The organism is Proteiniphilum sp. LBM24028 (assembly GCF_056629195.1).
Window position 1 is genome coordinate 1,647,446 of sequence record NZ_CM152817.1, and the last position, 15,249, is coordinate 1,662,694.

Annotated in this window: 10 protein-coding genes; 1 reads left to right on the forward strand and 9 read right to left on the reverse strand. The window is 44.3% G+C overall.

All coding sequences use genetic code 11. The features are described 5' to 3' along the window. Positions 1–23 precede the first annotated feature (23 nt). Positions 24–3,014 (reverse strand): SusC/RagA family TonB-linked outer membrane protein, encoded by a 2,991-nt coding sequence (locus tag AC1HCU_RS06560; protein WP_480370541.1) that lies wholly within the window; start codon positions 3,012–3,014, stop codon positions 24–26. 615 nt (positions 3,015–3,629) lie between these two features. On the opposite strand from AC1HCU_RS06560, the gene AC1HCU_RS06565 reads away from it, so the two are divergent. Beyond that, a complete protein-coding gene (locus AC1HCU_RS06565) occupies positions 3,630–4,703 on the forward strand; it encodes a substrate-binding domain-containing protein (RefSeq protein WP_480370544.1) in 1,074 nt (357 codons plus the stop codon). Positions 4,704–4,955: 252 nt separating this feature from the next. Here AC1HCU_RS06565 and scpA read toward each other — a convergent pair whose 3' ends face one another. The 8 genes from scpA to rodA form a co-directional block, all read right to left on the reverse strand. Next, positions 4,956–7,103 (reverse strand): methylmalonyl-CoA mutase, encoded by a 2,148-nt coding sequence (scpA, locus tag AC1HCU_RS06570; RefSeq protein ID WP_480370547.1) that lies wholly within the window; start codon positions 7,101–7,103, stop codon positions 4,956–4,958. 236 nt (positions 7,104–7,339) lie between these two features. Continuing rightward, positions 7,340–9,235 carry a methylmalonyl-CoA mutase family protein gene (locus AC1HCU_RS06575; RefSeq protein WP_480370550.1) on the reverse strand — a complete coding sequence of 632 codons (1,896 nt, stop codon included), beginning with the start codon at positions 9,233–9,235 and terminating at the stop codon, positions 7,340–7,342. Positions 9,236–9,300: 65 nt separating this feature from the next. Beyond that, positions 9,301–10,056, reverse strand: coding sequence for a creatininase family protein (locus tag AC1HCU_RS06580; RefSeq protein WP_480370552.1), 756 nt, complete (start codon positions 10,054–10,056; stop codon positions 9,301–9,303). Between the two features lie 19 nt (positions 10,057–10,075). Beyond that, on the reverse strand, positions 10,076–10,945 hold the full coding sequence (locus tag AC1HCU_RS06585; protein WP_480370555.1) for a LuxR C-terminal-related transcriptional regulator: 870 nt from the start codon (positions 10,943–10,945) through the stop codon (positions 10,076–10,078). Then, positions 10,946–11,290 carry a nitrous oxide-stimulated promoter family protein gene (locus AC1HCU_RS06590; RefSeq protein WP_480370557.1) on the reverse strand — a complete coding sequence of 115 codons (345 nt, stop codon included), beginning with the start codon at positions 11,288–11,290 and terminating at the stop codon, positions 10,946–10,948. A 99-nt stretch (positions 11,291–11,389) separates the two neighbouring features. Next, positions 11,390–12,067 carry a monofunctional biosynthetic peptidoglycan transglycosylase gene (mtgA, locus tag AC1HCU_RS06595; RefSeq protein ID WP_480370560.1) on the reverse strand — a complete coding sequence of 226 codons (678 nt, stop codon included), beginning with the start codon at positions 12,065–12,067 and terminating at the stop codon, positions 11,390–11,392. A 49-nt stretch (positions 12,068–12,116) separates the two neighbouring features. Next, positions 12,117–13,418 (reverse strand): hypothetical protein, encoded by a 1,302-nt coding sequence (locus AC1HCU_RS06600; RefSeq protein WP_480370563.1) that lies wholly within the window; start codon positions 13,416–13,418, stop codon positions 12,117–12,119. Between the two features lie 356 nt (positions 13,419–13,774). Further along, complete coding sequence (gene rodA / locus AC1HCU_RS06605) at positions 13,775–15,235, reverse strand: rod shape-determining protein RodA (protein ID WP_480371091.1); 1,461 nt, start codon at positions 15,233–15,235, stop codon at positions 13,775–13,777. Positions 15,236–15,249 lie beyond the last annotated feature (14 nt).

A 15,249-nucleotide genomic window follows, 5' to 3' on the forward strand; every position in this document is an offset into this window, starting at 1 on the left:
TATATTCTGTTTAAGTAGTTTTTTTAGAATGATAAATTCAAACCAAGAATGTATTCCCGTTGCAATGGAATAGCTCTTTGATTGTCAAGTTCCGGATCCAGTGCCCCCCACTTGGTAAAAGTAAATAAATTCTTACCGGTAAAGTACACTTTAGCATTCTCCAGTCTAATAACATTCAAGGCTTTACGTGGAATTGAATAAGCCAACGTCACCTCTTTTACCCTTACAAAGTCAGCATTTTCATAGACACTCGGATAATTTCCTTTGCCAAGGTATTTATTTGCCTGACTTGCATTAGACCAGTAGTCATTGGTCGGATTGTCGACTGTCCAATAATTCTGCTTAATCAAATAAGTCCTGTCTTTATAAGGATTGGCTTTTAATACTCCTGTTTTTCCATACATGAAAAATGACAAGCTAAAATCATTGTATTTGAAGTTATTTGTCAGTCCCCATGTGAAACTTGGCTCAGGGGAACCTATCAGCTGACGGTCGGCCGGTCCGTAAACACCATCCTTATTAAAGTCATCATAGCGTGCATAGCCCGGTTTCGCTCCGTACTGTTCCGCCAGGATTTCATCTGACTGTTGCCATACACCAATGAACTTATAGTCGTAATTTACCATTATCGGTTGCCCAATAAACCAGTTATTGGCGACATCATCTTTACCGTCTCCGTACAAATCCACTATTTTGGTGTGAATAGTGCTCATATTCAGATTTGTAGACCATGAAAAGTCTCTTGTTTGAATTAAATTGGCGTTCACCATAAATTCAACCCCTTCGTTGTTGGTTTTTCCGATGTTTTGAAAAATGTAATTCACGCCATGAACCGCAGAAATTGAACGTTTCAGGAGTAAGTCTTCCGTATTGTTGTTATAGACGTTTATTTCTCCTGTTATCCTTGAATTGAATAATCCAAAATCCAATCCGACATTAAATGCATACGTTGTTTCCCACCCCAACGTGGCTGTTCCAAGAGTGATCGGGATGTATCCCGGTTGAGGTACTCCCAAGCTATTATAGTCTCCGGCACCTAACTGAGACAGGGTTTGGTAAGGAACAATGGCCTGATTCCCGTTTTTCCCGTAAGATAAACGTAATTTCAGCGTGTTCACACTTTCTTTTGCATTCGAGAAAAATGATTCGTTTGCGATATTCCAGCCTATGGCAGCAGACGGAAAAACTCCATACTTCCTCTTCTCTCCGAATCCCGAATAACCATCGCGTCTCACTGTACCTGTAAACAAATAACGACTGTCATAACTATAGTTTAGGCGAAGCATTTGGGATATCAAATCGGTCTTACTATACTCATAATCCGGAGTGTACTTACTCGCCTGCGGGGCACCATACCAGGAGAGAAAATCATTTGAAAAACCGCTTGCGCTGATAATTGTGTTCTTGTTCTCTTTTTCTTCAAGACTGTATAATCCTGTCAGGAACAAGCTATGTCTTGCAAAATCACGTTTGTAGGAAAAAATATTTTCTAAAATATAGGAGTGGTCGGCTCCATTGTTTGTTCTGCTTTCTCCTTTTATATCATCGGCCAAATTGGTATTAAGACCGTGATACCAGTTCTTTTCAGTAGATGAATATTGTACACCCGTATTCAGCTGGTATGAGAATCCCTTTATAAAAGGAAGTTCAATATTAATATAATTATTGGCAGAGATGGCATATCTTCTGTTCAAATCATCGTATAATAAAGGTTCAAGCGGATTCAGTTTTCTTGGTTCGTCGGCTATCGGGTAAATGTTTATTGAACCATCCGGATTGAATGGAACCGCCAGGGGTGATTTATTGAAAACATCGATAAAGGAAGGAGTAGCTCCGCTATTATCGGTATAAGAAAGCATTACATTTGTACCCAACGTCAGCCAGTTGTTCATATCAGACTTCAGGTTAATTCTGGAAGTACCGCGCTGATATTTATCATTTAAGACAATACCGGTAGTCCCTAAATAGGAAAAACTTGTATTGTAAGTGATGCGGTCGTTTCCTCCGGACACCGAAAGGTTATGGCGTGTACTGTTTCCATTTTGAATGATGAGATCTCTCCAGGTCCACGACTTATAACTTCCGGAGTCGTAAACTTCTTGCTCTGAATCTGTCAAAGGAAGATTTTCTTCGTCTGAAACATCTGCGCCTTGCTTGAAATCCAGATATTCATCGCCATTCATTAAGTGTGGAAAATTTGCTACCGATTGAATGGAATAAAAAGCATCATAACGAATGGTAGGTTTCCCTTTCACACCCTTTACGGTTTGAATCAGGATTACTCCATTTGAAGCTCTTGAACCGTAAATAGCACTTGACGATGCATCCTTCAAGACTTCAATGGATTCAATGTCCTTCGGATTGATATCCGACAAGCTTCCATAAAAAGTAACTCCATCGAGTACAATCAGGGGGTCGTTGCTCGCGCTGATTGAGTTCCTGCCACGGATAAGTAGTACAGCGCCACTTTCCGGATTTGCTCCTGCTTGAGTAGGTGTGATGTTCAGACCTGCAACAGCGCCCTGAAGATATTGAATAGCATCCGTTGCCACTCCATTGTTTATCCTGTCTTTCGAGACAGAGGCCACAGCACCCGTAATGTCACTTTTTTTCTGTGTGCCATAACCTACCACCACCACCTCATCCAATCCAATAAGCTGAGGAGCAAGAGAAACATTCAACACCGTTTCGCCTTTCCATAATTTTTCCGTTGTTGTATAGCCAACATAGGAAAAAAGTAAAAATTCGTTGTCAGTTGACGGTAACGACAACCTGTAGTTACCATCTACATCCGTAACAACTCCCTGGCTAGTACCTTTTACAACCACTGTAACACCAATTAAGGGTTCACCTGTAGTTGCATCAGTTACGGTTCCGGAAACGATTACTGTATCGGCAGCTTTCGAAGGTATCAGGAAAATAGTGAAAATAAAAAACACGAAAAGTGCTTTTTTACACAACAGCCCGTTTAAATAGGCAAGAGAATGTTTTTCGAAGCATTTAATAATTTTCATATTATTTGAGATTATATAAATAAATTATCACGACATCAAGCACTAAAGACAGTAATATCCAACACGATACACATACAGCAGGAATAGCACATTGTTGAAAGCCAGACTTTCTGATCTGAAAGTATTTACTCTGAAATCAGTATTTCTTTGTTCCTTCAACAGAACATCGAACAGCTTTCCGGATGATATGGTATCTCTTTTTTTACTCTTTTGCACAAATATTCCATCACACCTTCATGGAATAATTAAAAAACATTGTTTATAAATATCAAATTCAGTCCGTTAATACATGAATTCAAGACCACCGGGAATAGATATACACATTAACACCCTATATATCAGGAACGTGTTGCTACACAATATTAGGACCGTGTTGCAACACAAAGATATGTGTTTTTTAAAGATAAGCTCCTGTTTTATGGTTAAATTTATATTATTATTTCTTAATGATTCACACTTTATCTATAAAATAATAAATAAAAAACACCTATCAAGCAATGATAGAGGTTATTATACAATTTTACCAATAAAATCCATACCGTGTTGCTACACATTTAAAAATTTATATCTTTGTAATTAGAAATTTATTAATTTTCACGTCAATAAATATTGTATATGTCGAAAAGAATAACAATAAAAGATATTGCAAAGCTTGCAGGTGTATCAGTAGGCACGGTAGATCGCGTGCTTTATAACAGGGGGAGCGTATCGGAAGCAAGTCGGATTGCTATTGAAAAGGCCATTGAAAAGATGGAATATAAGCCGAATATTCACGTATCGGCACTCGCTTTAAGAAAAACTTACAAACTTTGTATTACCATTCCTCAATTTACGGAGGGCGAATACTGGGACGCCCTGGAAAGTGGAATAAAAAGGGCAATAGAAAAATATGAAGGGGTTGATATTAGTGTGAAATTTTTCTATTACAATCAATTTGACATATATGACTGTAGAAAAACCTTTGACGAAGTAAGCAAATATGATGCGGATGCGGTTATCATAGGCCCGACTTTCAGAGACGAAACAATTTATCTTGTTAGCCAACTCGAATACTTGAAGATTCCATATGTTTTTGTAGATTCAGTGGTTGAGAACACATCTCCACTCGCGTTTTTCGTGGCAGATCCATATACTTGCGGTTATATAATGTCAAAATTAATAACAGGACTAACACCATATAATTCTGAATTAGTCTTATTCCAGGCTGAGAGAATCGGTGATGAAAGTGCTAACACAACAATTCTCAGAAAACGAGGTTTTTTAGCATATCTAAAAGACAAAAAACTCACAAACAAACTGCATAGTGTGATGTATTCCGCATTGGATTCAAGTAGAAATGACAAGCTTATTGGAGATTATTTTGAAAAAAATCCGAACATTCACGGTGCAATTGTCTTGAATTCAAGAGGGCATGTGATTGCTGATTATTTTGAAAAAAAGAATATAAATAACATCAAATTAGTCTGCATTGATATGACTGAAAAGAATATTCACGCGATTAAATCAGGATACATTGATTACTTGATTTGCCAAAGGCCCGAGGCTCAGGGGTATCTGGCAACAAAATCAATTATTGAATTTCTGGTTTACCGCTTATCCTTTAAAGTTGAAAATTATTTGCCACTTGATATTTTAGTCAACGAAACTGTTTGTTTATATGAAGAGTTTAACAATATTGATTATTTATGATACAGGCATATTGATATCCTAATTAAAATAGAAAAGAGTTTTTCAGTACTTTTGAAATATTACAATAGTTTCTCGCGCAAACGAACTTGAAAATTATAATCTTGTATCAGATAAACGCAACAGCATATGCCCCATGAAACTATCCTGTGTATCATATCTTTTCCTGTAGTCACAAAAAACCCGCTCCTCTGCCCGTCTTACCGGAACGGGATGAGGGAGCGGGTTTGTAATGATTAAAAAACTACCGGATGATCACTCATCCATCAGCACATGCATGATTTCACAGGCCGATTTGGTCACGGAGCTTCCCGGTCCAAAGATGGCTGCCACACCGGCACGGTAAAGAAAATCGTAATCCTGAGCAGGAATCACACCCCCGGCAATCACGACGATGTCGGGACGTCCGAGCCGATTCAGTTCTTCGATCACCTGCGGTACCAATGTCTTATGACCGGCAGCCAGCGAGGAAATACCCAACACATGCACATCGTTCTCTACTGCCTGGCGTGCAGCCTCGGCCGGCGTCTGGAACAAGGGTCCCATGTCCACGTCGAAACCACAATCGGCATAACCCGTAGCTACTACCTTTGCGCCGCGGTCGTGCCCGTCCTGACCCATCTTGGCGATCATTATCCTGGGTCTGCGCCCTTCCTTCAGGGCAAACTTATCGGTGAGTGCACGCGCTTCCTCGAGCGTTGCATCTGTTTTTGATTCTGATGAATACACGCCTGATATTGTTCTGATAATTGCATTATAACGTCCCACGATTTTTTCACATGCATCGGAGATCTCACCCAATGTGGCACGTACCCGTGCTGCTTCTACCGACAGGGCAAGGAGATTGCCTTCTTTGGTTTCCACACAGCGGGTGATGGCATCCAGCGCTTTTTGTACCGCTTCATTATCACGGGTTGCCCTCAGCTGGCTCAACCGTTCTACCTGCTGCTTGCGTACTTCGGTATTGTCGATATCCAGGATGTCGATGGGATCTTCCTGTTCCAGCCTGTAACGGTTTACACCGATGATTGCCTGCACACCGGAGTCGATACGTGCCTGTGTGCGTGCAGCAGCCTCCTCGATACGCATCTTGGGGATTCCGGTTTCAATGGCCTTGGCCATACCGCCCAACTTTTCGATCTCTTCAATGAGGGCCCATGCCTTATCTACCAGCTCCTGAGTAAGTGATTCCACATAATAGGAACCGGCCCAGGGATCCACTTGCCGGGTGATTTGAGTCTCTTCCTGGATGTAGATCTGGGTATTACGGGCAATACGTGCCGAGAAATCGGTCGGCAACGCAATGGCTTCATCCAGCGCGTTGGTGTGGAGCGACTGGGTATGGCCCAGTGCAGCAGCCATCGCCTCCACGCAGGTACGTCCCACGTTATTGAAGGGATCCTGCTCGGTGAGCGACCATCCCGATGTCTGTGAGTGGGTACGCAGTGCCATCGATTTGGGATTCTTGGCACCGAAGCCCTTCACAATCTTGGCCCACAGCAGGCGTGCAGCACGCATCTTGGCTATCTCCATGAAGTGATTCATGCCGATGGCCCAGAAGAAGGAGAGACGGGGTGCAAAAGCATCCACATCGATACCGGCATTGATGCCGGCACGCAGATACTCGATACCGTCGGCCAGCGTATAAGCCAGCTCAATGTCGGCTGTAGCCCCTGCCTCCTGCATATGATATCCGGAGATGGAGATTGAGTTGAACTTGGGCATCTTCTGTGAGGTGAACTCGAAGATGTCGGCGATGATCTTCATCGAGAACCCGGGAGGGTAAATGTAGGTGTTACGCACCATGAACTCCTTCAGAATATCGTTCTGGATGGTACCTGCCATCTCTTCCAGTTTGGCTCCCTGCTCCTGTGCAGCCACGATGTAGAATGCAAGGATGGGCAGTACGGCACCGTTCATGGTCATTGAGACCGACATCTTGTTCAGGGGAATACCATCGAAGAGAATCTTCATATCTTCCACCGAGCAGATAGATACACCCGCCTTACCTACGTCACCCACCACCCGGTCGTTATCGGCATCGTAACCGCGGTGCGTGGGCAGGTCGAAAGCCACTGAAAGGCCTTTCTGCCCCGACGCCAGGTTGCGGCGGTAGAAGGCATTTGATTCCTCTGCCGTGGAGAATCCGGCGTACTGACGGATGGTCCAGGGACGCATCACGTACATGGTGGAATAGGGTCCACGCAGATAGGGAGCGATGCCTGCAGCATAGTTCAGATGCTCCATGCCTTCGAGATCTTCCTTGGTGTAGACCGGTTTCACCGGAATCTGTTCCGGTGTGAGCCAATCGGCTTTGATCTCATTCTTTTCAACCCACTCCCCCACGTGAACGGCCGAAAAACCATCCGATTGAATATCTATTTCCTTAAAATCAGGTTTCATACGATTATTTTATTTTTTACACTATGGTGTATGAAATTGAGCGAAGCGAAATCGCCGACTTCCATTGAAAATGATAGCCGGAGGCAACCTTTCGCTTTTAATCATTAACTTGGGCGTTATGACTACTTGCTCGTTTCATATGTTTTTTTGTCATTGTTCAGCTTTCAGCTATTTGTTTTCTAATAAATTATTGTATTGATTCTTGAATCTCGAATCTTGCTTCTTGAATCCTGAATCTACAATAGCTTCTCATTAAACATTTGCAGTGTCTCCAGTACATTGCTTCGCACGTGGATGAAATGTTCGATACCCGCTGACTTCAGCTCATCCATGCATGCGGGAGCACCGGCCACTACAAACAGTTCCTTTCCTCCCTTTAAAAGGTTGAATGCTTCAGGCGCATAGGTGACATATTCGTCGTCGCTGGAGCAGAGTACCACCACATTGGCTCCCTTTTCACGAGCTGCCTGCACGCCTTCTTCCACGGTATTGAAGCCCAGATTGTCGATCAGCTCATAGCCTGCCGAAGCAAAGAAGTTACTCGAGAACTGAGAACGTGCCAGGCGCATGGCCAGGCTGCCAATGGTAAGCATAAACACCTTTGGTGTTTTTCCGCTTTGCTCTGTTGCCAGACGCAATGAATTGAAAGCATCGGCAAGACGTCCCGTGTTGAGTTTCTTCAGTGGCGTGGCGGCCTCGTTACTGCCGCAGCCGCAACCATGGGATTCCTTGTTTTCTATTTTTCCAGCCATAGTCTCCCTGAAGTTGGGATACTGGTTGGTACCGAGCAGGATCTCTCTGCGGTTTGCAGCAGCATTGGAGCGGGCATGGGCAGAAGCATTGACGGCATCCTGTACACTGCCTGCCTTCAAGGCAGCATAAAACCCCGTCTCCTCCGTTTCGAGGAAGAGCTTCCATGCCTGTTGTGCCAACGAAGCGGTAAGCGTTTCAATATAATAAGAACCCGCGGAAGGATCAGTAATTTTATCGAAATGAGCTTCTTCTTTCAGTAACAGTTGCTGGTTTGCTGCAATACGTTCCGCAAAGGCTGTGGGTGTTTCAAACGCTTCATCGAAGGAACGTACCGTCAACGAATCTACCATACCAATTATGGCCGACATTGCTTCAGTCTGTGTACGCAGAAGATTCACATATGGATCATACAACGATTGATTAAATTGGGAAGTGGTAGCATGAATATTCATCTTCGCAGCACAACGGCAGGTACCATCTGCAGCCTTGTTATCACATTGGTTTGGACAAGGAGGCTTGTATGCATCCACAATCTCGGCCCACAACCAGCGTGCAGCTCTGAACTTGGCAATCTCCATGAAATAGTTGGATCCCACACCAAACTCAAACTTTATTTTTTTTGCAGCCATAGCGGGTGGAAGCCCGTTATTTATTAGCTCAGACAATACCTGATTGCCGTAAGCCAGGCTGTAACCCAGTTCCTGAAAGCTATATGCACCGGCATCATTCATCCGGTTGCCAGTCACAGAGATGGCACGATACCGTGGCAGAGGGGCAGTAATCTGCACAATCTCCACGGCCTTCGCTACCCAGCCGGGTTCATCTATACCCTTTTTCAGTATCTTCCGGAATGGATCAAACTCTATGGAACCGAAGCATTCCATCACGTTCAGGTTACGGTTTATCACATAATCAACTACCAGTCGGGCCAAATCTACTGTACGTGAGATACAGGTACGGAAGTTCAGCTCCACCCTGTCGGGCGCAATCCCCTGAAGAAGTATTTCCATGTTTTCGGCCGAAAGTGCATTCTTCGGCAAATGAAATCCCAAAGAGGTTATTCCCCTTTCCAAAAGTGCCAATGCCTTTTTGTTGGCTTCGGCAAAATCCTGCACGTCGATTTCCTGACGCACGTACCATACATTTTCCTTTTTCGTACCCCGAATGTAGGGAAATTGTCCCGGCAAGTTCTCCAACGCGGGAAAGCCTTCCACGTCTTCTGCACGATAAAATGGATTCACATGAAACCCTTCATTTGTTTTCCACACCAGTTTTTTTTGAAAATCAGCCCCTTTCAGGTCTTTGGTAACGACTTCCATCCACTCTCCGGTGGTAACGGGAGGAAAATCTGCGAAAAGTTTTTCTCTCTGTTTACTCATACTTACTCTGTTATTATTTTGATGTTTTCTTCTTCGCCTTCGCTTTTTTAGGCGGTATAATATATCTATGTTGCCTCTTTCAAATCAATCAGCAGCTCTCCTATTTTTTCGATGACAGCCTGCACGTAACGCGCTCCCTTTTCGGCGGTCGATTTTTTTGGATTACCGATTCCAGTGTCCACGGAGATCTCGTCCCAGTTGCGTGGCATCCATCCAATTTTTTTATCTACAGCCTCTATCTGCGACGGTGAAACAGGACCGTCGCCCGCCCGCTCCATAGCGACCAGTTCAGGATGGTAATGAAGCATCGCTGATGTCTCCTGTTCACCGGCATGCTCGTCGGGTTTTTCTTCAAAATACGCATCTGTGGGAATAATCGAGTACCAGTCGGCCACCACAATACGAAAATCTGGAAAATCCATCGCCAGATCACGGATGTAAGGCTTGAAACTGTTTCCTCCATGCCCGTTGATGATGACCAGTTTCCGGAAGCCCTGCTCATGGAGTGATGCTACAATATCGGCGAGAATTGCTTTTTGGGTCTCACTTTGTGTGTGTACGCAGAAAGGTTTGTTCCACTGTCCCGCGTTCTGTGAACCAAACCATACAGGCGGCAACACCATGCAGGTAATACCCCGATCATAGACCCTGTCTGCACAATCACAGGCAATCTCATATGAAAGGAAGCAATCGGTCAGATAGGGAAGATGACGGTTGTGCGGTTCAAAGGCTCCCCAGGGAAGGATGACCAGATCATATTTATGCTCCATTATCTCACCATAGTTGGTGAGCGGCCCACGAAGGAAGTTATTTTTTGACATATTATCTTTGAGTGAAATTTTACATCTGTATCAACCCTTTGCGGATACAATAGAAAGTAAGTCCCGACACGGTTTTGATACCTGTTTTGGCAATGATGTTTTTACGGTGTGTCAGCACCGTATTGTGACTGATATTCAGTTCGTCGGCAATCTCCTTATTGAGATACCCCTTTACGATAAGTTTGAGTATTTCCGTTTCCCTATTGGTCAGCTGAAGATCGGCATTCTCCTTTTGGTGTCCGTGTTCGCTGGAAATAGTATGTTGTAGTTGCCTTATGCCCAGAGAGTCCAGCTCGTTGAGCTTCGGCTGTAACACCTTATTACGGAGCCGGTTATGCGCAGCAAGGTCCTTTTCGAAAGAGTGCAGGGAGAAGATCACGGCATAACTCAGGTTCTGGTTGTGTTCAACCGAGAGATGCTTGATGAGGATACTCTTCAGATCATGCAGCAGGTCGTCGGGGAGGTCATCGGCATATTCTGCATGTTGCTGCAGATAATCGGTCATCCTCTCCTTAAACTTCAAAAATAAAACGCGGAGCATTCCCAGTTCTTTGTTATCCGTGCCTCCCGTTGCGATCAGTGCATTAAGATGAATCTCGATGTTGGGTACCAGCTCGTGAAGATAATTCTCCACGGTATGGCGAAAGTAATCGGCAATGGATTCGGCATCGAACAACATGAGTGTCGATTTCGGCAGGTAAGACTTGTCGAGACAAACATTGAGTACAGTGAGCACAAGGTTGGGATTGAGCTGGTATTCCGCACAGATTTCCAGTATGGTCTTATCCCCCACTCCTATTCTGATGCCGAAACGGTTCAGTACGGGAATCAGCTCATTGTGCTCCGCAAGCACATCGGCCATCACACTATGGGGATTGAGTAAAGACAATTATTCTGTTTTTTGGGATGGTTTTGTTTTTACCGCGAAGTGGCGATTGCGTTGCCGTTCCTTATAAAAATGTTTCAAAGTATCTATCGGATGCAGGAAAAACATACTTGGCCCCGCTGTACGCATAGTCTCTTTAATTTTCATACGCATTTCCGGCTTGTAACAATGAATGGGACAGGATGCACAGGTAGGTTTTTCTTCTCCGAACGGACAACGTTCCAGACGCTGATGCGCATATGTCAACAGCGCGCTGCATTTATCGCATAGTTGTGTGCTTGAACCGTGTACCGACCGGCAGTAGATGCTGACCATTCTGGTGACAACTTTTTTTTCTTCTGCATTCATTCGCTCCACTTCTTTCGGATCGTAAAATTAACGATTTTCTTTATCCCTGCCAAATATGACATCCTGTTTCATATGAAGCAGTCACGACTGCATATTATGTTAATCCTTCTGCAGGCGTACGGTATTCATCTGCCTGAGAATACTTGCCTGTCTTTTTTTTATGTAGGCCGAAGGATTCCGGGAACTATAAACCAGTGGGTTGGGTAAGGTGGCAGCTATCAGCGCAGACTGGGATGCCGACAGTTTTTCCGCAGTGGTGTTGAAGTGAAGGCGGGCTACCGCTTCCGCTCCATAGATACCCTTACCGGTCTCCATGCTGTTAAGATATACCTCCAATATCCGATCTTTGGACCATATTAACTCAATGAGTAGTGTAAAATAGACCTCCAACCCTTTTCTGAACCAGGAGGAATGTGGCCACAGGAAAAGGTTCTTGGCTGTTTGCTGGGAGATGGTGCTTGCTCCGCGGGCCCGCTTACGGGTCTTGTTTTCCTTCAGTGCTTTCTTGATTTCTACGCGGTCGAACCCGTTGTGCAGATAAAAACGCTGGTCTTCGGATGCAATTACGGCACGTTTCAGATGATTGGAAATATGACCGGAGGAGACCCAATCGTGATGAAACTGCGGCGATTTACCCTGAGCGAACGACTGTACCACACGGATACCCATAAGCGGTGTAAAATAAACCGGCACAAATCTGAACAGTAGTACTCCTCCAACGGAGAGTATCAAAAACCACATGATCAGTTTCGCTAAAAAACGCACAATTTTTTGCATCGGCTCATCTGTTTGAATACAAGCCGCAAAGATAGAAAAAATAATGCATTCACCTGTTTTTTCGCGACAACAAATAATTTCCTGAAACCGTTTTTTCGATGTAGTATCCCTCATTGAGTTCAATTTCCCAACCATCGCCACGGACTATTTCCTTCTGAATTTCGAGAGGTTCGGACACAATCACCCAACGCCAGTCCGATCGCAACAAAGCCCCTCCGCCATCAACGGTAAGTATGCCCCACTGATCGCTAATCTGTATGGTAAAATACACCATTCCCTCATCCTCGTCGAGAGGAATCACATTTTGGAAATCGAAAGAAATTTCAATGTCTCCCAGGCGGATCTCCAGATGCGGATTCTCTAAAAACTTCTGCCTGTACAGGTCGAGACGCGCGCTGTGAGATATCTCCCGGCTCTGTTCTTCGTCTACGATGGTCCTGCCGTTGTACTCATCTGCCACCTGTTTGACGTAGGTCTGCAGAATAATTCGCATCTCCATTCCGAATGCATCCGAAAAGAAGGCGGTAAGATCACTGTCGGAATCAATCTTCTTATTCCAGTTGTTATCTTTCTGATAAAGAAAAAAACCATATACGGGTATTGTTTCATAAGCAAAAGTGCGTACGTAGGAAGGTAACTCTTCAAAGGCGTTTATACGGTTAATAAGGTAATCACGCAATTGCCACTTATCGCGCCCGCTCATCATCTGACCGGTGTAGCTTGCCAGCCCCTCCAACAATTCAAGACTGTTTTCCGAGGCATCTGCACCTCTAAAGAGCAGATGTCTGTACCTCCTGAATATTAAAGCATTACGCAAGTGCTCTTCCGACCGGGAAAGACGGCTGGACAACAATGCCTCTCTGAGAGCGGCCATTTCAAGGCGCAGATAGATTCGACCTTCCCTGTCATCCAAATGAATATTTTCCTCCCGTTTGAGTTCAAACCCGAGTGAAGGTTGCGCAACGTGAAACAATTCATGCGTAATAAGATCTGTCCGGTCCTCTCTTTTGTCGGGCAGGGGTAGTTTTACCATTGCCCAATGAACACCGTTCCAGGATATTTCGGTATTGGCAATGGGGATATCTTTGGGTAATATGCCCTGATAGATACCGTTCAGGGAATGGAGTAATCCTGCTTTATCGGGCGCATTGGCGTATACCTGACGTGTTTGGGGATCTGCCAGCAGGAGGGGTCCGTAAAGATCTCTGTTCCATAAGCCGGCATGTTGCTGCGTGGCTTTTTTTGCTTCGCTGAAATACAAGGCAATACTGTCTGTGCGGACCTGTGTGGTGTGCGCAGCGACCGTTTGGAAAATAAGGTTCATCAGCCATATTCCAATAAGGTACTTCATAACCCTGTTATTTCGATTACAATCAGTTTTTCCGTTTACAATAAAGGATATTCAATCCGGCAAAAGTTATTCCGTACACTCTCTATGAATCATCCTGATAGGAGGGCCTGGGGTCGTTGGTCAGGATCGCTTATCGATCTATTTGATACAAAATTAAACTATTTTCTTTCACCCATGTCAAATATACGGATATTTTTAAGGAACATAAATAATGAAAATATCTGAATGATAAAGGTATTGCAGGAAACGGAAACCCTCCCATGGGTCTCCACACCAAAATCCTGCAATTAAATTGGGTTCTAATTGATCGGACACGCACTGGTTGTGATAATTGGTGTGTGTCCACTTTATACAGATCAGCTCCGTTTACGGGATTTATCGATCCGTAAAAAAATAAAAAGAAGAATTGTAAAACCCCACAACGATGAACCGCCATAACTAAAGAATGGCAAAGGAATGCCAATTACGGGCATTATGCCGATCACCATCCCTATATTGACAATCAGATGAAAAATAAAGACACTCACCACTCCATAGCCATATACCCGTCCGAAGGTGGTAGTCTGCCGTTCGGCCAGGTTCAGCAGACGCAGGATAAAAACCATGTAGAGTATCATGATGATTGCAGAACCAATGAAACCGTGTTCTTCACCGATTGTGCAAAAAATGAAGTCGGTATCCTGCTCCGGAACATACTTTAATTTGGTCTGGGTACCGTTAAGAAAACCCTTACCGGTAAGACCTCCCGAGCCAATGGCAATTTTCGACTGTCCCACGTGATACCCTGCCCCGCTCAGATCCTGTTCCATGCCCAAGGTCACCTTGATGCGCATCTGCTGATGCGGTTGCAGCACATCATAGAATACATACTCCACCGATTCAAGGAAAACAAATGAACCAATCATAAACAGAAGAATATACAGATAATGCTTTTTGCGATTCCGGAAAAATAAAAAAAGAAGGTAGAGACCCGTCATCGAAAAGGCTGTGATCGCGGTGATTCCCCAATCTACGGGGACAGAAAAAAACGATATCACGTAAGTGCCCAGGAAAACAAGAACCAATAAAAGGAGTATGATTAAAACCTCCTTCCGTCGTTTTAAATAATTCCACACCATTGCGGCCGAAAAGATGACAATCAGGATAATGGCGATCAATTCTCCTTTCGAAAGAAATCCCATTTGTACGTCGGAAAATTTTATTCCCAAAACGAAGTACAACACAGATGCTACTCCCATGAAAAGCACTCCGCCCGGGAGTCCTTCCCTATACAATACCAGCAGGAGAGAGAGATAAACCAGCGCCGTCCCTGTTTCTTTCTGTGCAATTACAAGCAGTACGGGTAATAAAATAATACAGCTTACCAACAAGAGGTTATTGCGTATCATCAATCGAAATCCGTAGGTGTTGAACACCCGTGCCAGTGCCAGTGCAATGGTGAACTTCATAAACTCGGCCGGCTGCAGCCTTACGGGACCAATGACCAGCCACGACCGTGAACCGTTTATTTCCTGCGCAACGAGAAGGGTAAGAAGCAATAGTCCAATTCCGGCAAGGTAAAAAATAAATGAATAAGTCTCATAGAAACCCACTTCTATTTTCAGCAATGCAAAAGCCAGGAGCAGGGAGGTACCGATCCATACAAGCTGCATGCCGGCCCTGCCCGAAAGGTCGAACAGGCTGGTAGCATTCTCCAGATCGAAGCTGGCAGCATAAATATTAAGCCATCCCAGGGTCACGAAAAGAAGGTAGAGACCAGTCGTTATCCAGTCCACTTTTCCCTTTTCCACAATCTCCCTGCTTCCCTGATAAACCATAACCATGCTATTTA